This is a genomic window from Nocardia spongicola, from assembly GCF_047200775.1.
Classification (GTDB): domain Bacteria; phylum Actinomycetota; class Actinomycetes; order Mycobacteriales; family Mycobacteriaceae; genus Nocardia.
On the sequence record NZ_JBJZOO010000002.1, the window covers coordinates 612773 to 633333 of the forward strand.

17 protein-coding genes and 1 pseudogene are annotated in these 20561 nt (G+C 62.2%); 9 read left to right on the forward strand and 9 right to left on the reverse strand.

Annotation, left to right across the window (positions count from 1 at the left end; all coding sequences use genetic code 11):
- Position 1 precedes the first annotated feature (1 nt).
- Positions 2-220, forward strand: a complete 219-nt coding sequence (locus tag ACL02S_RS07645) for an MbtH family protein (protein ID WP_412801583.1) — start codon at positions 2-4, stop codon at positions 218-220.
- A 348-nt stretch (positions 221-568) separates the two neighbouring features.
- Here ACL02S_RS07645 and ACL02S_RS07650 read toward each other — a convergent pair whose 3' ends face one another.
- A complete protein-coding gene (locus ACL02S_RS07650) occupies positions 569-1843 on the reverse strand; it encodes an IPT/TIG domain-containing protein (protein WP_412801584.1) in 1275 nt (424 codons plus the stop codon).
- Positions 1844-2164: 321 nt separating this feature from the next.
- Positions 2165-2734: a TetR/AcrR family transcriptional regulator gene (locus ACL02S_RS07655; RefSeq protein ID WP_412801585.1), complete on the reverse strand. Its 570-nt coding sequence runs from the start codon at positions 2732-2734 to the stop codon at positions 2165-2167.
- Positions 2735-3458: 724 nt separating this feature from the next.
- On the opposite strand from ACL02S_RS07655, the gene ACL02S_RS07660 reads away from it, so the two are divergent.
- The 4 genes and pseudogenes from ACL02S_RS07660 to ACL02S_RS07675 all read left to right on the forward strand — a co-directional run bounded on the left by ACL02S_RS07660 (position 3459) and on the right by ACL02S_RS07675 (position 7156).
- Entirely contained in the window at positions 3459-4601 is a 1143-nt protein-coding gene (locus ACL02S_RS07660) for an aromatic ring-hydroxylating oxygenase subunit alpha (protein WP_412801586.1), read from the forward strand.
- 105 nt (positions 4602-4706) lie between these two features.
- Positions 4707-5039 (forward strand): annotated as a pseudogene (locus ACL02S_RS07665) (FAD-binding oxidoreductase); the annotation flags it as partial.
- A gap of 12 nt (positions 5040-5051) precedes the next feature.
- Positions 5052-5798: a 2Fe-2S iron-sulfur cluster-binding protein gene (locus tag ACL02S_RS07670; RefSeq protein ID WP_412801651.1), complete on the forward strand. Its 747-nt coding sequence runs from the start codon at positions 5052-5054 to the stop codon at positions 5796-5798.
- Positions 5799-6013: 215 nt separating this feature from the next.
- Positions 6014-7156, forward strand: coding sequence for an aromatic ring-hydroxylating oxygenase subunit alpha (locus tag ACL02S_RS07675; protein ID WP_412801587.1), 1143 nt, complete (start codon positions 6014-6016; stop codon positions 7154-7156).
- A 120-nt stretch (positions 7157-7276) separates the two neighbouring features.
- Here the strand turns inward: ACL02S_RS07675 and ACL02S_RS07680 are convergent, their stop codons facing one another.
- The 4 genes from ACL02S_RS07680 to ACL02S_RS07695 all read right to left on the reverse strand — a co-directional run bounded on the left by ACL02S_RS07680 (position 7277) and on the right by ACL02S_RS07695 (position 13127).
- Positions 7277-8557, reverse strand: coding sequence for an IPT/TIG domain-containing protein (locus tag ACL02S_RS07680; RefSeq protein ID WP_412801588.1), 1281 nt, complete (start codon positions 8555-8557; stop codon positions 7277-7279).
- Between the two features lie 261 nt (positions 8558-8818).
- Entirely contained in the window at positions 8819-10096 is a 1278-nt protein-coding gene (locus ACL02S_RS07685) for an IPT/TIG domain-containing protein (protein WP_412801589.1), read from the reverse strand.
- 262 nt (positions 10097-10358) lie between these two features.
- Positions 10359-11630 (reverse strand): IPT/TIG domain-containing protein, encoded by a 1272-nt coding sequence (locus ACL02S_RS07690; protein ID WP_412801590.1) that lies wholly within the window; start codon positions 11628-11630, stop codon positions 10359-10361.
- Positions 11631-12197: 567 nt separating this feature from the next.
- Positions 12198-13127, reverse strand: coding sequence for a helix-turn-helix domain-containing protein (locus ACL02S_RS07695; protein WP_412801591.1), 930 nt, complete (start codon positions 13125-13127; stop codon positions 12198-12200).
- Between the two features lie 136 nt (positions 13128-13263).
- Between ACL02S_RS07695 and ACL02S_RS07700 the strand changes: the two genes are divergently transcribed.
- Positions 13264-14103: a hypothetical protein gene (locus ACL02S_RS07700; RefSeq protein WP_412801592.1), complete on the forward strand. Its 840-nt coding sequence runs from the start codon at positions 13264-13266 to the stop codon at positions 14101-14103.
- A 244-nt stretch (positions 14104-14347) separates the two neighbouring features.
- Positions 14348-15196 carry an alpha/beta fold hydrolase gene (locus ACL02S_RS07705; protein ID WP_412801593.1) on the forward strand — a complete coding sequence of 283 codons (849 nt, stop codon included), beginning with the start codon at positions 14348-14350 and terminating at the stop codon, positions 15194-15196.
- A 154-nt stretch (positions 15197-15350) separates the two neighbouring features.
- Here ACL02S_RS07705 and ACL02S_RS07710 read toward each other — a convergent pair whose 3' ends face one another.
- The 3 genes from ACL02S_RS07710 to ACL02S_RS07720 form a co-directional block, all read right to left on the reverse strand.
- A complete protein-coding gene (locus tag ACL02S_RS07710) occupies positions 15351-16946 on the reverse strand; it encodes a GMC oxidoreductase (protein WP_412801594.1) in 1596 nt (531 codons plus the stop codon).
- A 213-nt stretch (positions 16947-17159) separates the two neighbouring features.
- Complete coding sequence (locus ACL02S_RS07715) at positions 17160-18401, reverse strand: TetR/AcrR family transcriptional regulator (RefSeq protein WP_412801595.1); 1242 nt, start codon at positions 18399-18401, stop codon at positions 17160-17162.
- 115 nt (positions 18402-18516) lie between these two features.
- Positions 18517-19047 carry a CGNR zinc finger domain-containing protein gene (locus ACL02S_RS07720; RefSeq protein ID WP_412801596.1) on the reverse strand — a complete coding sequence of 177 codons (531 nt, stop codon included), beginning with the start codon at positions 19045-19047 and terminating at the stop codon, positions 18517-18519.
- Positions 19048-19085: 38 nt separating this feature from the next.
- Here ACL02S_RS07720 and ACL02S_RS07725 point away from each other — a divergent pair, with 38 nt between their 5' ends.
- Positions 19086-20009: an EamA family transporter gene (locus ACL02S_RS07725; protein ID WP_412801597.1), complete on the forward strand. Its 924-nt coding sequence runs from the start codon at positions 19086-19088 to the stop codon at positions 20007-20009.
- A gap of 94 nt (positions 20010-20103) precedes the next feature.
- Positions 20104-20487 (forward strand): PIN domain-containing protein, encoded by a 384-nt coding sequence (locus ACL02S_RS07730; protein WP_412801598.1) that lies wholly within the window; start codon positions 20104-20106, stop codon positions 20485-20487.
- Positions 20488-20561: the final 74 nt, after the last annotated feature.

The window sequence follows — 20561 nt, forward strand, 5'->3', positions numbered from 1 at the left end:
AATGAACAACCCGTTCGATGACGATGACGCCCAGTTCTACGTTCTGATCAACGAGGAGGGCGAACATTCGCTGTGGCCGATCTTCGCCGCCGTTCCCGGTGGTTGGACCATCGCTCATGGCGCCGCCGATCGCGCGTCGTGTCTGCAGTATGTGCAGGATCATTGGGTGGATATGCGTCCGAAGTCGCTTATCGACGCCGTGCCGGACACGGTGAACTGATCACCCGCGTCCGATGCGTGCACTCTTCGTGTCGCACTGACTCGAAGCGATGGCCGGTGGTGCTGTTGTGCGGAGGAATGGTGTTGGGGTACATGCAGGCCCAGTAAGTGTCTGTCGATCTTCGGCGTAGCGGCCTGCCTTTACTGTCGAGATCCGGGTTCGTGTCGCGGGTGTGGATACGGTCGGTATGGGCTCGGCGAGTGCTGGTGCCCAACATGACCGTGTCCGGCACCGTGACTACGCCGGGCTGCCATTCTCGTTGTCTCGGCTGTGGTCCCGCCGGGTTGTGTGGCGACGGTCCGAGGGGATCTCGGCCGTGCCACACAGTTCAGCGGTCGTGGCCGCCGCTCAGATCGTGATCCCGAATGCGCCGGTGGCGCTGGTGGCGATCACGGTGGGGGTGGCGGTGCCGGTGATCGGCGCCGAAACCACCTGAGCGAGACCCGTGTTGGCGATGAACAGGGTGCTGCCGGAGGCGGTGATACCCGCAGGGCTCAACAGGCCGGTCACCAGGGGGGTCGGGGTGCCGCCGGTGACCGGTACCGTCACCACCTGAGCGGCCCCGCGCTCGCAGATATAGAGGAGGTTGCCGACCCGGACGAGACCTTCGGGATCGTCCAGGCCGGTCGCCAGCAGGGTCGGTGTGCCCCCGGCCTGCGGCACCGAATACACGTTGCCGGTGACTGCGATGCCGTCGGTGAAGAACAGCAGGCCGCCGTAGGTGTAGGGCAGCGCGTTGCTGGTGCCGTCCACGGAGGTGACGGTGACGCCGACGGTGCCGGTGCCGGGTGGGGCGATGGCGTTGATCTGGGTGTCGGAGACGATGGTGAACGTGGTTGCCGTCGCGCCGAACCGCACGGTCAACGGGCCTGCGCCGGTGAATCCGCTGCCGAAGATCTCCACGGTGTTGCCGCCGGATTCGGGACCGGAGATCGGGTTGAGCGCGGTGAGCACGGGTGTGGCCAGCAGGGCCGCCGCGAACGGCGCGAACCCCGATTGGGTCGCCGCTCCGTCGGTGATCCCGAAGACGCTGGTGGGGCTGGTGGCGATCGTGGTGGGGGTGGTGGTGCCGGTGATCGGCGCCGACACCACCTGATTGGTACCTTGGTTGGCGATGAACAGGGTGCTACCGGCGACGGTGATATCCGTGGTGAGCGACAGGCCGGTCACCAGGGGGGTCGGGGTGCCGCCAGTGGTCGGCACCGTCGACACCCGGGCGGCCGTGAAATCACAGATGTAGAGGAGGCTGCCGACCCGGACGAGACCTGTGGGAACAACCAGCCCGGTTGCCAGCAGGGTCGGTATGCCCCCGGTTTGCGGTACCGAATACACATTGGTGACGCCATCGGTGAAGAACAGTAGACCGGCGCCGCCGTAGGTGTAGGGCAGTGGGTTGCTGGTGCCATTGAGCAGTGCCTGGACGGTGACCTCGATGGTGCCGGTGCCGGGTGGGGCGATGGCGTCGATCTGGGTGTCGGAGACGATGGTGAAGGAGGCGGCCGTCGCGCCGAACCGCACGGTCAACGGCCCGGCCCCGGCGAACCCGCTGCCGAAGATCTGCACGGTGTCGAAGCCGGCCGGGGGACCGGAGCTGGGGTTGAGTGAGGTGAGCACGGGCGCCATCGGGGGCCTCCCAACGGGGAGAAGAGGATTGTCTTGCAATAGATGTCGAGGTGGTCTCGGCATCGCTGCATCCAGTAACCCACTGGTGGTGGTGGTTTCGCAACGAATCCCGGTAGCGGTTGCGCATCAATCCCGGTTCACTGTCCGTCTCGGATCCAGCTCTCGGAACGACTGGTCACTCGGGGTGACAGTGGTTGCTCGGCAGTGGGTATCGGGGCCCGGATGGTGTGCAGTCGGAATCCTGGTGCCGAGAGTTGGTGCACCGGAGCAGATCCGAGATCAGGGGTCCTGGTGTGGTGTTTTGCCGGAAGTCTCCTCGGATCAGGAATCGAGGGTGGCCATCAACATGGCGGCCGCTGCCCTCAGGTCCTGTTCCCATTGCTTCGGTGGGTTCAGCGGCATGAACCCGTCCATGGACATGTACATTGCGGCGAGGCCTTGGGAAACAGCGCGGATTCTCTGGGCGGGGATACGTGGATAGTAGCGCTGGAGAGTGTTTTCGATGGCGTCGAGGAACTGCTGGAAGCAGTCCACGAGCGGCTCGCGCATGCCTGGATTGGAATCCGCCGCGACGATCAAGGCTTGATATGCGAGGAAAAGATCTGCTTCGCTTGCTCCTTGGGATAGGAAGATCATGTCGATGAGGTCTGTCGGCGTGGTTGTGGAGGCGAGTTCGGCTTCGAGTTCGCGTGTTTCCCTGGTGAAGCGCTCTGTGACGTAGCGGGTCAGCGACGCGATCATCTGCTCGCGGTTGCCCAGATAATGCCGCAGCATGGGGCGTTTGACTCCCGCTTCATCGGCGATGCGCTCTTGAGTCGCGCCTTCCAGGCCGAATCGCGCTATACATCTGACGTACGCTGCGAGAATCTCTTCGGAACGCTGTGCTTGCATGCTCGGTCGCGGCATAACCGGTGTGCTTAGCAGGCTTCCTGTTTCCTGTCAATTGCTGTTCTGCGCCGAACCCATACAGCCGGTGAGTGTGCTGCCTATGGGTGAGCCGCGCTCATGAGCGGCGGTCGGCGAGGGTTACGAGTGGTCACCGCACGGGGCTGGTCCCGTGGGCGGTGTCGCGGCCCTGTCTGTGTCTCATGCTGTGCAGGCCTGTTCCGTTGTACTACCGCAGCAGCTCTAGGTTTATTGTCAATATTGACAATAAACCTTTGTGTGGCTACCGTGGTGTCAACGGGCGGCACGAATGCCACCCACGATCGACGGAGGGATGAATGCATGACGACGCATCCTGGTTCGCCGGACGCATCGGCGGCGCGGGGGCCTGGCTGTCGTAGTTCGCTGCCTATGTGGTGCCGGTCATATTCGCTGTAGCAATCTGGATAGGTGCCCAGTTTCCATGGCCCCGCTCTTCATGTGATGGGTCATACCCACATTGTGGAACGGTAGATTTTTCTCTTCACAGAAATCTATCGCTCTGAACGCACTCTTTCATTCTTTTTGCGTTTCGCTGTTTTCGATGCCGTGACGGTCGGTGTCGATATATTTCTTGTGCTCAGAAATTACGTATGAGCTGCGAGCGTACGCAAAATTATCTGTTATTCCCATTGTGAACGACTCGGGCTGCCGCTCGGGTCGAGTCGATGATAAAAGTAAGGATTGATCCATGGTGGATCGGATGTACCACGAATTGCCGGTTGCTGCCTACACGTCTCAGGAGTGGTTCGACCGCGAGCAGGATCGGATCTTCTCTCGTGTATGGCATTATGCGGGGTTCGCGGAGGAGGTCTCGAAGCCCGGTCAGTATCTGCCGGTGCAGGCCGGTAAGAGCAATATCCTGATCGTGATGGGGCGGGATCATCGCCTGCGTGCTTTCCACAATATCTGCCGTCATCGTGGTGCGCAGTTGCTTCGTACCACGGGAAAGGTGCAGCAGGCTATTACGTGTCCTTATCATGACTGGACTTATGATCTCGAGGGTTGTCTTCTCACGGTTCCGGATGCCGAGACGGAGTATCCGTCGGGTATCGATAAGTCGGGATTGGGTTTGAAGCCTGCGTCGGTCGGTATCTGGCGGGGGATGTTGTTCGTGCACCCGGAACCGCCGGATCAGGCGCCTGCACTGGAGGAATGGTTCGGTGCTGTCGATTCGCAGATAGGGTCGGCGCAGCCCACGGAAATGACCGAGATACCTTTTATGCGGAAATCCTATGAGGTGAAGGCCAACTGGAAAGTACTCGTCGAGAACTTCGTGGATGTATACCATCTGGCACATCTGCACTCCGCGACGCTCGACATGTTCGACCACGCGAAAGCGGAATACGGGTGGCACGGTCCACATTTTTTGATCCAGGAACCCATGAGCGCGATGCGCGGAGGCCGCCGTAGTAGCGGTGAGCCGGGCGACTCGAGCAGTCTTGCCGGATCGTCTCCATGTTTTTTCCCTGGTATCGCATTCGTGGTGTCCGATTACTTTTGGTCGACCTTCATCATGACTCCGCTCGCACCCGATATCTCGCACGTCGAAACCCGCACCAAGATTTCCCCCAAATCGGCCTGGAAATTTCTGCGGGAAGAACGGATGTCCCCTCTGGCCCTGCTCGGAGGGCGGAAGGCCAAGGTAAGCCGAGCGGAGGCGGCCGGTCGCAATGATCCGTTGGCGTCCGGCGACGTGATCCTCGAGGACATCTATGCGTGTGAACAGCAACAGAAGTCGTTCGCCAGTCCTTTCTTCGAGGTCGGTCCACCGGCTCGGGGGGAGAGCCCCGTGATCGAACACCAGCGCGTGGTACTCGACTACCTCCGATAGTCGAGTATCCATATCGCATAAGCATGGCCATTCGTATGAACTGTACGCGTGCGAATTTCGAAGTGCCCTGGTCGACGGTGATCATATGAGCACGTATCCAACGATATGCTCTCAGTGCAGAGCAGGAGGGGTCCTTCAGTGTTGCTGACGCCGCACAGATTGACAGTCGCCGCTGTGCGCCCGGTAATCGGCGGCGAGGCCGGGGCCATCGAATTCTATATTCCACCGCCCCTCCGCGAGGAGTTCACGTGGAAAGCCGGGCAGCATGTGTCGCTTTCGGTCTGTATCGATGGGCGTGAGTACCGGCGGAGCTATTCGATCACGAATCCTCCCGGTGAGACATTGGCCGTGGTCGTCAAACGCGTTCGGCGCGGCACGGTGTCGAACTATCTGGTCGACCACCTTCGGGTCGATGACAGTATCGACGTGCTCGGACCCTACGGCAGCTTCGTGCTCGAGCCCGCACCGCGCAGCAAGCGCACGCATTACTTCATCGGAGCCGGAAGCGGTGTGACACCGCTCTATGCCATGGCGCGGACAGTGCTGCGCGATGAACATTTTTCATCCGCGCACATGATCCTGGGAAATACCGATGGACGGAGGATTATTTTCGATAAAGAACTTCAGCGGTTGCGTAGCGACTATTCACGCCGCTGCACCGTACGTCATGTTCTGTCGTCTCCGCGTTTTCGTGATATAACAATCGCGTGGCGTAGTGGTCGAATAGATCTCGACGCTCTGAAAGCGCTGTTTTCCGAAACGCCACCAGCTGCTCAGGATGTGCACTACTGGATCTGTGGCCCGGATTCCATGAACTACGACATCGCCGATGCGCTCGGTGCTCTCGATGTCCCGAGTTCCCGAATCCACAGTGAGAGTTATGGACACACCACAGGGAGTACGACCGATGTGTCCAGTGTGGATTCCACCGGCGCTATTACGCTCGATGGCCGCCGCACCGATGTAGTAGTGGCAGCACAACAGACCTTTCTCGATGCCGCCCGAAAATCGGGTGTACAGCCGCCGTACAGCTGTGAATCGGGAGTCTGCGGAGCCTGTAAGGCGCACCTGCGCAGTGGGGAGATCCGTCATCGGCGCCAGATGGCGCTCGATGAGCGCGAGGTAGCAAATGGATACGTCCTCACATGCCAAGCCGTACCAGCCGCTACGACGTTCGACCTGACCTACGACATCTGAAACAGCCGGACGAACCGGCTTATACCCCTACGCATCCATATACCTCGGTAACAGACAGGGCCGATCTCGCATGACAGGACTCCACAGTGAATACCGGCTCCACCACGCATTCCTCGACCGCACAAGGTTTCACCTACGAACACCGTCACCTGAATATTTCCCGTTGTGGACGGTTCGGGGCGGGTCGAATCGATGACGAAAGTAAGGATTGATCCATGGTAGATCGGATGTACCACGAATTGCCGGTTGCTGCCTACACGTCTCAGGAGTGGTTCGACCGCGAGCAGGATCGGATCTTCTCTCGTGTATGGCATTATGCGGGGTTCGCGGAGGAGGTCTCGAAGCCTGGTCAGTATCTGCCGGTGCAGGCGGGTAAGAGCAATATCTTGATCGTGATGGGGCGTGATCATCGCCTGCGTGCTTTCCACAATATCTGCCGTCATCGTGGCGCTCAGTTGCTTCGTACCACGGGAAAGGTGCAGCAGGCTATTACGTGTCCTTATCATGACTGGACCTATGATCTCGAGGGTTGTCTTCTCACGGTTCCGGATGCCGAGACGGAGTATCCGTCGGGTATCGACAAGTCGGGATTGGGTTTGAAGCCTGCGTCGGTCGGTATCTGGCGGGGGATGTTGTTCGTGCACCCGGAACCGCCGGATCAGGCGCCTGCGCTGGAGGAATGGTTCGGTGCTGTGGATCCGCACGTGGGGCCTACACAGCCCGCGGAAATGACCGAGATCTCCATGCTGAAGAAATCCTTCGAGATCAAGGCCAACTGGAAAATTGTCGTCGAGAACTTCGTGGATGTATACCATCTGTCGCATCTGCACTCCGCGACGCTCGATATGTTCGACCACGCGAAAGCGGAATACGGGTGGCATGGTCCACATCATGCGTTTCGGGAACCCATGATCACGGCGCGCGGAGATCGTCATAGCAGTGGCGATCCCGGCGATTCGAGTGATCGATTCGCTTGGGCTCCCATGCTTTTCCCTGGTATCGGATTAGGGGTGACCGATTACACGTGGTCGACCTATATCATCACTCCACTCGCACCCGATCTCACGCGCGTCGAAACCCGCACCAAGATTGCCTCCGAGTCGACCTGGAAATTTCTGCGGGAAGAATTTCTGTCCCCTCGGGCCTGGCTCGGAGGGCGGAAGGCCAAGGTAAGCAGAGCGGAATCGGCCGGTCGCAAGGATCCATTGACGTCCGGCGATTTCAACATCGAAGACATCTATGCGTGTGAACAGCAACAGAAGTCGTTCGCCAGTCCTTTCTTCGAGGTCGGTCCACCGGCTCGGGGAGAGAGCCCCGTGATCGAACATCAGCGCGTGGTACTCGACTACCTCCGATAGCCGAGTATCCACATCGCACAAGCGCGACCAATTGACAGTCGCTGCTGCGCGCCCGGTAATCGGCGGTGAAGCTGAGGGGATGTAGTCCGTGCCACACAGTTCAGCGGTCGGGGCCGAGGTTCACGTCGTGATATCGAATACGCCGAGGGGGATGGTGGCGAGCACGGTGGGGGTCGCGGTGCCGGTGATCGGTGCCGACACCACCTGAAGGGTGCCCACATTGGTGATGAACAGGGTGTCACCGGAGGCGGTAATACCCTGAGGGCCGAGTAGGCCGGTCACCAGAGGGGTCGGTGTCCCGCCGGTGACTGGCACCGTCGACACCTGAGTGGTAAAGAACTCGCATATATAGAGAAGATCGCCGACTCGGACGAGACCTCCGGGACGGTTCAGGCCGGACCCGAGCAGGGTCGGTGCGCCACCGGTCTGCGGCACCGAATACACACTGCCGGAGATAGCGTTATCGGTGAAGAACAGCAGGCCGCCGTAGGTATAGGGCAGTGGATTGCTGGTGCCGTGCAGCAGGGCGGTGACCGTGACGTCGACGGTGCCGGTGCCTGGTGGGGCGATGGCGTTGATCTGGGTGTCGGAGACGATGGTGAACGTCGTTGCCGTCGCCCCGAATCGCACGGACAACGGACCGGCGCCGGTGAATCCGCTGCCGATGATCTGTACCGTGTTACCACCGGAGGTGGGGCCGAAGTTGGGGTCGAGCGAGGTGAGCACGGGTGCGGCCAGGAGGGCAGCTGCGAACGGTGCGATCACCGATTGTGTCGGCACCCCGTCGGTGATCCCGACGACACCGGTGGGGTTGGTGGTGATCACGGTGGGAGTTGTGGTGCCGGTGATCGGCGCCGACACCACCTGATCGGTGTCTCGGTTGGCGATGAACAGGGTGTCACCGGAGGCGGTGATATGCGCAGGGTTCGACAGTCCGGTCACCAGGGTGCTCGGTGTCCCGCCGGTGACCGGCACCGTTACCACCTGAGCGGACACGGCCTCACAGATGTAGAGGAGATTACCGACCCGGACGATACCCGTGGGGCCGCTCAGGCCAGATGCCAGCACGGTTGGTGCGCCACCGGTTCGCGGTACCGAATACACATTGCCAGGGACGGCGCCATCGGTGACGTACAGCAGGCCTGCGCCGTCGTAGGTGTAGGGCAGCGCATTGCTCGTGCCGTTCAGCAGGGCGGCGACGGTGACATCGACGGTGCCGGTGCCTGGTGGGGCGATGGCGTCGATCTGGGTGTCGGAGACGATGGTGAACGTGGTTGCCGTCGCCCCGAATCGCACGGACAGTGGGCCGGCTCCGGCGAATCCGCTGCCGGTGATCTGCACTGTGTTGCCGCCGGAGGTAGGGCCGAAGCTGGGGTCGAGTGAGGTGAGCACCGGTGCCATCGGGAGTCTCCGAACGGGAAAGGTTGTTCTGCAATCGATGTCGGTTTGTTCGCAACATCGCTGTATTCAGTAACTCACTGGCAGTGGTGTTTTCGCAACGAATCCTTAGTGGCTGTTTCGCAACAATTCCTGGTCCGGCGCAACAGCGCCGGCCAGCCGGTGTCCATCCTGGTTGTATCGGCTGTGGTTCCGCCGGAATCGTGTGGCACGGTTCGAGGGGATGTCGACCGTGCCACACAGTTCAGCGATAGGGGCCGCCGCTCAGGTCGTGATCCCGAATGTGTCGGTGGGGCTGGTGGCGATGACGGTGGGGGTGGCTGTGCCGGTGATCGGCGCCGATACCACCTGATCGGTGCCTCCATTGGTGATGAACAGGGTGCTAGCGGAGGCGGTAATGCCCTGCGGTCCCGATAGACCGGTCACCAAGGGGGTCGACGTGCCGCCGGTTGTCGGCACCGTCGATACCTGAGTGGCCAAGGGCTCGCAGATGTAGAGGAGGCCACCGACCCGGACGAGACCTCGGGGAGTGCCGAGGCCGGTCGCCAGTGGGGTCGGTGTGCCCCCGGTCTGCGGCACCGAATACACAGTGCCGGAGACGAGGGCATCGGTGAAGAACAGCAGGCCGCCGTAGGTGTAGGGCAGCGGATTGCTGGTGCCGTGCAGGAGGGCGGTGACGGTGACGTCGACGGTGCCGGTGCCTGGTGGGGCGATGGCGTTGATCTGGGTGTCGGAGATGATGGTGAAGGTGGTCGCTGTCGTGCCGAATGTCACGGTCAACGGACCTGCGCCGGTGAATCCGCTGCCGGTGATCTGTACCGTGTTGCCGCCGGAGGTGGGACCAGAGATGGGGTCGAGCGAGGTGAGCACCGGTGCGGCCAGGAATGCATTCACCAGCGGTGTGATCACCGATTGCATCGGTACCCCGTCCGTGATCCCGAATGCACCGGTGGGGCTGGTGGCGATGACGGTGGGGGTCGCGGTGCCGGTGATCGGCGCCGACATCACCTGACTGGTACCCCGGTTGGTGATGAACAGGGTGCTCCCGGAGACGGTGATGTCCGCAGGGCCGAGCAGACCGGTTACCAGGGGGGTCGGCGTGCCGCCGGTTGTCGGTACCGTCGACACCTGCCCGGCGCCGGACTCGCAGATGTAGAGGAGGTCACCTACCCGGACGAGACCTTGGGGACGGTCAAGGCCGGTCGCCAGCAGGGCTGGTGTACCCCCGGTTTGCGGTACCGAATACACGGTGCCGGAGATGAGACCATCGGTGAAGAACAGCAGGCCGCTGCCGTAGGTGTAGGGCAGCGGGTTGCTTGTGCCGTCCAGTAGAGCGGTGACGGTGACATCGACGGTGCCGGTGCCTGGTGGGGCGATGGCGTCGATTTGGGTGTCGGAGATGATGGTGAAGGTGGTTGCCGTCGCACCGAATGTCACGGATACCGGGCCGACGTCGGCGAATCCGCTGCCGAGGATCTGTACCGTGTTGCCGCCGGAGGCGGGGCCGAAACTGGGGTCGAGTGAGGTGAGTACAGGCGCCATCGGGGACTCCGAACGGGAAAGGTTGTTCTGCAACGGATATCGTTGTGGTTTTGACACCGCTGTATCCAGTAGCCCACTGGCGGTGGTGTTTTCGCAACGAATCCTTAGTGGCGGTTTCGCAACAATTCCTGGTCCGGCGCAACCGCGCCGGGCCCGGCGGTGTCCAACCTTGTTGTATCGGCTGTGGCTCTTCCGGAATTGTGTGGCGACGGTCCGAGGGGATGTCGGTTGTGCCACACAGTCCATCGGCAGGGGTTGCTGCTCAGGTCGTGATCCCGAATACTTCGGTGGGACTGTTGGCGATGACGGTGGGGGTGGCTGTGCCGGTGATCGGCGCCGATACCACCTGATTGGTGCCTCGGTCGGTGATGAACAAGGTGCCACCGGAGACGGTGATATCCGTAGGGGCCACCACGCCGGTCACCAGGGTGGTCGGTGTACCGCCGGTGATCGGCACCGTCACCACCTCATTGTCCCCGTTATCGCAGATGTAGAGGAGGTTGCCGACCCGGACCAGACCTCGGGGAGAACCCAGACCGGCTGCCAGTACGGTTGGTATGCCGCCGGTTTGCGGGACCGAATACACACTACCGATGTCATCGGTGAAGAACAGCAGGCCGGTGCCGCCGTAGGTGTAGGGCAGTGGGTTGCTGGTGCCGTTCAGCAGGGCGGTGACGGTGACATCGACGGTGCCGGTGCCTGGTGGGGCGATGGCGTTGATCTGGGTGTCGGAGATGATGGTGAAGGTGGTCGCTGTCGCACCGAATTGCACGGACAGTGGGCCTGCGCCGGTGAATCCGCTGCCGGTGATCTGTACTGTGTTGCCGCCGGAGGTGGGACCGAAGCTGGGGTCGAGCGAGGTGAGCACCGGTGCCGACAGGGCAGGTGCGATCGGTCCTACCACCTGTTGTATCGGTGATCCATCGGTGATCCCGAATACGGCGGTGGGGCTGGTGGCGATCACGGTGGGGGTGGCGGTGCCGGTGATCGGCGCCGTCACCACCTGATCGGTACCCGAGTTGGTGATGAACAGGGTGCCACCGGAGACGGTGATATCCGTAGGGAGCGACAGACCGGTCACCAGGGTGGTCGGTGTGCCACCGGTGATCGGCACCGTCACCACCTCATTGGCTCCGTTATCGCAGATGTAGAGGAGGTTGCCGACCCGGATGAGACCGGCGGCAGCGCTCAGGACGGAGGACAGCACGGTTGGTATGCCACCGGTTTGCGGCACCGAGTACACATTGTTGGCGATATCGGTGAAGAACAATAGGCCGGTGCCGCCGTAGGTGTAGGGCAGTGGGTTGCTTGGGCCATCCAACAGGGCGGTGACGGTGACATCGACGGTGCCGGTGCCTGGTGGGGCGATGGCGTTGATCTGGGTGTCGGAGATGATGGTGAAGGTGGTCGCTGTCGCCCCGAACGTCACGGACAACGGGCCGGCGCCGGCGAATCCACTGCCGAGGATCTGTACCGTGTTGCCGCCGGAGGTGGGGCCGGAACTGGGGTCGAGTGAGGTGAGTACGGGCGCCATCGGGAGCCTCCGAACGGGAGAGGTTGTTCTGCAACGGATATCGTTGTGGTTTTGACACCGCTGTATCCAGTAAGCCTCCAGTGGTGGTGATTTCGCAATAAATACCTGGTAGCGGTTGCACAACGAATCCCTGGCCGCCCCTTCATCTCGGCCCCGAATCTGCGACCGGCCGGTCTCGGGAGGGACAGTGGCTGTCCGGCAAGAGGTATCGGGGTTCGGATGCATTCGTCTCGACATGTGCAACCGTCTGTATCCAGCGCCTGCCGGGAAGCGTTTCAGGGCCTGCCCGTGAGATCGAATGAACCCATCGTTTCACCGAAAATCTATGTTGAGCAATGAGTTTCGTATTTCGATTCTTGGTTTCCCTTTCAGGGCGAGCGTTGGTCGATTTTATTGTGGTGGTTGATGCTTGGTGGAGGGTGATGTCGTGGCACCGCTGTATCCAGTAACCCGCCAGCGGTGGCGGTTCCACAACAAATCCCCGGTGGCGGTTCCGCAACGATCGCATTCCACTCGACGTGACAATGCCTGCCCGACAACGGGTATCGGAGCCTGGACGGGGTGCGATCAGATATCCGACGCCGAGAACGGTAAGACGGCCTCGCCATAGCGTGCGATGCGTTGTTCGATGTTCTGCGCGGTGCGACGCACCTGCTCACCCAGCATGCGGATGGCGGGGCCGTCGAGAGTGGCGAAGACGGTGGCCATCACCGTCATGGTCACTGTGCCGTCGGGGTTGTGGATCGGTGCGGATATCGTGGCGATGCTGTAGGCGGAGCCGTCGGCCAATTCGTCTTCCAGGACGTCGATGACGGAGAGCTCGGCGTAGGCGCGGGCCAGCTGGGTGGTGATCTCATCGACCTCGCCGTCGGCGCTGAGCGCGCGTAGTGCGGTATAGACGCGTACGTACTGCGGGGTGAGTCGTTCCACGATGAAGCCGCGGTGGCGGATCTCGGTGAGTACGGCTGTCATGCGCTGCTGGAACTGCCGGCTCGGCGTTCCGATTGCCTGCAGCCACTCGTGCTGCGCGTCGGCACTCGACCATGCGACATAATCGCGTCCGATCGGGGCTACGAACGGGGTGCGCATACCACGCTTGATTCTCGGACCGCGTTGGCATTCGCCGACGGTATCGATGACCACCAAGGTCGCGCCCTCCTGGCGGGCCAGCGAAACCTGGGTGTCGGCCGCGGTGGCCAGCTGCTGCAGATCGGCCCGATGTAGCCGGGTGCTGTCCGGCCTGGCCAGCCTGGTAATGGCGGGTCCCCAGGTGTAGCGGGCTGTCGCGGGGTCCCTGATCACCCACTCCCTGACTGTCAGCGTGGTCAGGATGGCGTGCCCCGTGGCCCGGCTGATGTCCAGACTGCGGCAGATCTCGGCCAGGGAGAACTGCTTGGCGGGCTCGCGGCCGAGCAGTTCCAGCACCGCGATCACTCGTTCGGTTGGCGCTGACAAGCCTTGACTCGAGGTCGGGGACGGGGCTACTTTCTGTGTCACATTATCGAACTATATGTCGATATTTCGACATGAGCAAGAAATCGGTGGAGGCACTGATGAGCGAGGCAATGACGGTGCACAGCAGGTACCGGCTGCTGGGGGATCGCATGACTGTCGAGATGATTGCGAGCTGCGCATGAGCACACTGACCAAATCCGGCCGCGACGTAACCCCGCCTGGCCTCGCGGAAGAGCGCCGGGTCTCCTCGCGGACTTGGCGAGCCTTCGGCATCTGGACGGCGGTCTTCTGGGGTACGACCGCGGTCTTCGCGGTGCTCTTCTATGTAGGGGCGGTCGACTTCACCACGAGCACCAAGGTCTCCCTCTACGCGATCAGTATCTGGCTCAACGGGCTGTTCATCCCGTTCCTACTGCCCGGCGCGAGGAAGCGGTCTCGTAGGGTGCTCATACACGAGGCCCTGGTGTTGTGGATTGTCTCCTATGTGGTGACGAATCTGCTCTGGGAGATCCCGTGGGTGATCTTCTCACCCTTTGTCTTCAACGATCTGAACACGTTGAGCGATATCGTCGCGCAGACCGGCTGGATGCGGGAGAACGTCCTGCACATGTACTGGTGGGATCTCGCCTCGTTCGGCTCGGTCGACCTCAGGACGGTCAACCACAATTCGACGTTCTTCGCGCTGGAGATTCTCGCCTTCCTCAATCTCGCCGAGTCCCTGATCTTCTGGCGCCTGAACAAGAAACGTTCTCCGATGCGCTATCTGGTTCCGGTGCTCGGTGCGGCCATGCCTGCCGCGGCAACCTTCATCTTCTCGTTCAGTGAGGTGTTCGCCGGCTTCGAGAACATGCCCGGCGGTGTTGCCGACACCCTGCTCGCGCTGGTATGGACGCAGTACCAGTACGTGGTCTTCCCGCTCCTGTTCGGGTACCTGGGTGCCAAACTTCTGCTAGAGGATTGGCGCCACAGCAAGGCAGTGGCGGCCGGGCTACCGGAGTCCGACCGGGCAACCGCGTAGCACGAAGATGGTTGCCTGCGCTGCTGTGGCTGCCGCGTCTTCCGGATTTGCGGCAACAGCAACGCAGGCAACCTTTACTGCGTCGTGGACGGGCGCGGGTTCGGTCGCGCGGTGACTGCCGGGCACCCGGCCGCGACACGCGCAACATGCACCGGAGTGGCGTTGATGCACCGCTCCGGCGGGCATGACCTCGGACAATCTCCGATGAGTCCGAATCCACTCCGAGCGCATGAAGGGGCCGCGCATGTCGTACAACACCGTGCTCACCCGGGATGGCTGCGAGCTGGCCTATCGCGATACCGGGGGACATGACATCCCTGTGGTGCTCCTGCACGGCTGGTCCCAATCCCAAGCCGTCTTCGATCGGCTGATCGACCAGCTGCGCCCCGGCCGCCGGATCATCAGCTACGACATGCGTAACCACGGCCGTTCCGGCCGCACCGACAACGGCGCCAGGATCAGCGCGCTCGCGGCAGACCTCGACCATCTGCTGCGCCACCTCGGCATCGACCACGCCCATCTGCTCGGGCACTCCATGGGCGCCTCGGTGCTCTGGTCCTATCTGGAACTGTTCGGCCCCGACCGGGTACGCAGCCTGACCCTCGTCGACCAGCCCATCGCTTGTATCGCCCAACCCTGGCTGCGGCAGGCCGAAGCCGAACAGGTAGGCGTCCTCTTCGACTTCCCCGGTGCGGGTGAGTTCGCCGCCTCCCTGCTCACCGATACCGCGCCGAGCACCCGCCGTGAGTTCCTCGCCGACATGCTCACCGACCACATCCACCCCGATGATTTCGAATGGCTCTACCAGCAGAACCTGCTGTTGCCGATGCCGTGGGGCGCCCGCCTGCTCATCGAACACCTTATGCAGGACTGGCGAGACCTCGTGCCTCGGATCACCATGCCCACCCTGCTCATCGGCGCCACGGCAGGCAATACCGCCTCCGGTTCACAAACCTGGCTCGCATCGCACATCCCCGATGCCGAACTGCGCATCATCGCCGAAAGCGACGGCGGAGCCCATTTCGCTTTCTATGAATCACCCCACCACTTCGCCACGATTCTCGGCGACTTTCTCGGCCGTGTGCCCACGTAGCCTGCTCCACCGCCGTTGTTCGCACGCGCGGTATCGGCTGGGTTGGAAGCCGTCGCAGGCCGTGACAGGCGCTCGGCGCGACACCGAGTACTCCGGGCGGGAAGGAGGCGGTGCGGTCCGCTGATCGCACCGCCGTCGCTCGTCCCGGTCGGCCTCACGCGAAGTCGGTCGCGATGATCTGTTCGATATTGCGTTCGGCGAGGGCTGTGATCGCCAGGAGGGGATTGACACCGATGTTCCCTGGTATCAAGGAGCCGTCCATCACGTAGAGGCCGGCGTATCCGTGCAGCCGGCCGTAATCATCGGTGGCCTGCCCGAGCGCGCAGCCACCCAAGGGGTGATAGACGAAGTCGTCGCCCCAGATCTTGTAGACACCGAACAGATCGGTGCGGTAGATCGTGCCTGCTTTGGAATTGATGGCGTCGAAGACCCGTTTGGCCGCTGTGATCGACGGCTGGGTGTAGGACGACTGCCAGGAGAGATCGACTTTCCCGGTGGACGAGTTATAGGTGAACTGGGCGCGATTGGGGTTGTCGGTGATTGCCAGATAGAGATTGACACCGTTCTCGGTACTTGTGGGGAACGGTGCGATTTCGGCGAACACAGGTCCTTCGGCATCGGCCCAGTTGTCGATGCCCATGCACGGAATCGTCGACTGTAACGCGCCGGTCAGATCCCATCCGGCCCTGGCGACCATCACATTGCCGTTATTGCCCCAGCCGGTGCCGACCGCGTCGGCCAGGTTCGGTAGTTCGCCCTGCGCCTTCATCGTGACCAGCAGCTTGCTGGTACCGACGCTACCCGCGGCGAAGATCACGGTCTCGGCGGTGACGGTTTTGTTCGCCAGGGTATTGCCGAGTGCATCGCTCTGGGTGATGGCCACGCTGTAGCCGTTCGCGGCGGGTGTCACACTGGTGACCTCGTGCAGTGGTGAGATGCTGAGCCTGCCGGTCGCCGCCGCTGCCGCGAGATATGTCTTGTCCAGGGAGCGCTTACCGTAGTTGTTGCCGTAGATCACCTCCCCGTTCAGCGCCGATCGGGGGACCTCCTCCGCCTGTTCGCGCCGCATATAATCGAAGTCGTAGACGTTGGGTACGAATGTGGTTGCGAAACCTGCTTTTTCGGCGGTTCTACGGCTGGCCCTTGCGTATTTATAGCATTTCGCGGATTCGAACCAGCCTTCGTCGACGTTGTTGACGCCGAGCGCGGCCTGTGCTCTGGGAAAATAGGTGGAGTACATCGTGGTGGCGTCGACCGACGGCAAGACTTGCTGGAAGTAATCCTGTTTCGGCAGTGGCGCCATGCCGCCGTTGACCAGCGAGCCGCCACCGACACCGCGGCCCTGATATATCCGTGTTGCCGCGAATTCCTCCGAGTCGAGCACGCCGGCGCTGCGCGGGCTGATGGACTTGTTGGCATTGACCCCGAGAAAGTGGCTTACCGGTTGATCGGTCTTGTTCCGGAACCAATACGAGCGCTGATCCGGCTTCAGCATGGTGCAGAATATCTTCCCGTCCGAACCAGCCGTGGTCCAACTCTGCCCCATCTCGATCATCGCCACCTGCTTACCGGCCTGACACAGCCGCAGTGCGGCGACCGATCCGCCGTAACCACTGCCGATGATCAGGATCGGCACATGGTCACCATCGCCGATCTCCGCGGCCATCGCTTTCGCGGTCCACAGTGCCGGGCCGAGCGCGATCGCGCCCCCCGCTATGGCGGTGCCCGCTAGAAAAGTGCGCCGCGTCATTCCTCGTCGAACGACGGTGTTTGTCGAGGGATGTCGGTTGTACATACTCAAAACCTTCCGATACGGAGGCGCGGAGGCCTCGAATCGGAAGGAATGTAACAGGTTCTAGTTTTGCTTCGAGGTGGAATCGATTGTGGATATGTATAATTCGCTCTCAGTAAATCGCCGGGTATTTTGGTCGGAAGCTCGAGTCGAATTCGATGCGGCAGATCGTTACCGCGAGGGGCGTCCGAAGAGCACCAGTTGCATCAACAGCTGCACCCGATCGGGTGCAGCCAGTGGTTTGTTGCCGAAAGCGCGGCCGAGATCGATGACTATCGCGAAGGCCGCGTGGACCAGGACACGTGACTCGGCGGGGGTGAGCTCGGGGCGTACCTCGCGTAGGAGCCGAGCCCACTCTTCGACGCTGAGCCGCTGGATATTGCGCAGCGCGGTGCGCTCATCGGCCGGAACATGTTGGAACTCGGTGTAATACACGAAGGTGAGGGCACGTTCGGCGAAGGAGCCGGTGACGTACTGCTCGATCAACGCGGTGAGCGCGGTTTCGGAGTCGGGCGCTGCCGCGACAGCTGGGCCGATCGCCCCGGAAACCCGTTCGGCGGCGCGACGGAACGCGGCGGCGAGAATATCGCTCTTGCCGCGATAGAACCGGTACACCGCGGAGGCGGCCGAAAGGCCTGCCGCGGTGGCGATGTCCTCCACACTCACATTCGGATATCCACGCTCATGGAACAGCTCTACCGCTTTGCGGAGTAGGAGTTCGTGTTTGAACGAGTCCGGGATCTCCACCGCGGGCACCGGCTCGACCGTATGTGCCGCGGGCAGCTCCGCGTCGGTGATCGACAAGCATGCCGAAAGTAGTATCTGGGAAAGGGATTTCACGGGAATAGCGGCATGATGGTCGGCAATGCTTGTGATGGTGCTCAGCAGCGCGGCCCGTAGTACGCGCAGGTCGTCAGCGGTCGTTTCCCGGCGCAGCCCGGCCAGCCTGCTGCCGAGGACGCTGAGGACCACGGACTGCTGTTCGGCGAGTGTGGCCTGGTCCTCGGGTTCGAGGTATCTGCCCTCCCAGCGCACCAGGGTCACTGTGGGACGGTTCTCGATGGTTACCGCGATCAGCGCCTCTAGCACCTGCCGGAGCCGCTGTTCGGCTGACTGCTCCGCATCTTGATCAGACCGCTCGACCGCTTCGGTCATCGCTCGGCCCACACGCAGCAGTTCCTCCTGGAACAGCGCGTATTTGCTCGGATAGTGCCGATACAGAGCCGCGGAGCTGATCCCGAGCTCGGAAGCGATATCGTCCATGCTCACGCCGTGGTATCCGAGCGCGCCGAATGCCGACGCCGATGCCGCCGCGATCTGGGCCCGGCGATTCTTCGGCCTGCGCCGGATCTCCCGAGATGCCGAGTCGCCGCTGCTCGCCTTCCGCGCCGTACGGCGATTGTCGACATTCATGACCGACATGGTATCGACCTGATCGGAGGATGGTCCTCGCCATATGGGGTGATACTGCTCCCACGGATGGTCCGGGAGGTTCGCCCGCTACCGCGGGTAAGCGGGAATCGCGGGGTCATTTCTTCCGCGCGCGATAGGCCGCGACAGCATTGCGGTTTCCGCATACGGTGCTGCAATAGCGGCGCGATCGGTTACGTGATAAATCGAAAACGATGCCGGAGCAGGTGCTGTCGGCGCAGATGGACAGCCTGCTCAGCTCATCGGAGCGGATCAGATCGATCAGCGCCATCGCGGTCTCGACGGCGATGCGGACGGGTAGCGGAGCCTCTGCGGATACGGCGTGAATGTGGTAGTCGAAGCCGCCGTGCCGGACCAGTTGCGGCATGGCCTGATATGTCGCCAAGGTCTCATTCACCAGCTGTGCTGTCGTATCGCGGTCGCTGGTGAGCATCCGGCGCAGCGGCATGCGCAGGGCGCGCACCGCCGCGAGCTCAGCGGCATCGCCGGAGTGCGCGCCGGTATAGAAGTGCTTGACGAAAAACTCGTCCAGCTGGGTGATCTCGGTCAGCGTATCCGGCGGTTCGGCCGAATTCACCAGTTCGACCGCGGCGATCATGGTCACTTCTGTGTCATGAGCGAAAGCCATTTTGACAGATTACCAACCCGGCCATACTGTCATGAGCAATGTTGACTATCACTCATGACAGTGCCGTGCGGCGGTGGCGAGCCGGACTGCTCTGCGCACTGGCGTCCGCATCCTCGTTCGGGTTATCCGGTCCGCTGGCCCGCGGTTTGATGAATGCGGGCTGGAGCTCGGTGGCTGTGGTCGCGGTGCGCGTGTTACTGGCCGCCGCGGTACTCGTGCCGATCGCAGTGGTGCAACTGCGTGGCGACTGGCAGTTACTGCGCCGCAACGCCACTCTGCTCACGATGTATGGGCTTATCGCCATCGCGGGCACACAGGTGGCGTTTTTCAACGCGGTCGCCCATATGCAGGTCGGGGTGGCCCTCATGATCGAACTCACCGCGCCGATCGCTGTGGTGGGCTGGCTGTGGTTGCGCCATCGCCAACCTCCCGCGGCGGCGACCGTCGCCGGCGCTGCGCTCGGGATCGGCGGCTTGGCCATGGTCATCGACATACGCACAGGTCAGACCACCAGCTGGGTCGGCATTGCGTGGGCCTTCGCCGCCATGGTCGGAGCGGCCTGCTACTTCGTGCTGTCCGCGCAGGGCAATGGCGTGCTGCCTGGCACCGTCCTCGCCGCGGGTGGGCTCCTTATCGGTGGATTCGCCCTGCTGGCGCTGGGGGTGATCGGCATCCTCCCGCTGCGCGCCACTACGAATCCGATCGTCTTCGACGACTTCACCGTCTCCTGGTGGGTTCCGCTCCTGTTACTCGGCACGGTCACCGCCGCCATCGCCTATGTCGCCGGTATCGCCGCTACCCGGCTGCTCGGCTCCCGACTGGCCTCCTTCGTCGCCCTCTTCGAAGTCTTGGCCGCACTGGTCTTCGCCTGGGCGCTGCTCGGTGAAGCGCCCCGCCCGATCCAACTGCTCGGCGGTGTGTTGATCGTCATCGGTGTCATCGTCGTCCGGCGCGGGGAGTGACCACCTCGGCTTTCGCGCTTACCCGCTGTTCATCAGCGATATCTCGCTCTGCTCCGGCCGGATACGGCTATGTACGAAAAACTCGATGAAATAGGTGATCTCGGTCAGCGTATCCGGTGGCATCGAGCCGCTTCCTGCCGATGCGGGTCATCGATATTGCTACTCATACATCGTCGACTTGGAAGCAGGTTACTCCGGGCGAAACCTCACTGATGTGCAGAACATCGCCCAGCGGCGCCGCTCGCTGTATGTCAATCTACCGATCAACGAGACAATCGCCGAGCGTGCGCGAGAAGTTCAGCAGTTGCTGGCGCGGAAGGGCCATCATCGAGCCGCGGGAATCGTGGATCTACTGACCGCGGCGGCCGCCGAGTTCCACGGCGCGGTGCTGGTGCATTACGGCGCGGACTTCGACCATATCGCCGAGGTGACCCGGCAGCCCCATGTCTGGGTTGCGCCGCGGGGCAGCCTCAGCTGAGCCGCGCCGAAACCACTGCGCCGGTAATGCGTGCGATCCGCGAAAGAAGTCCGGTGGCCCGTAAATGACTCGGT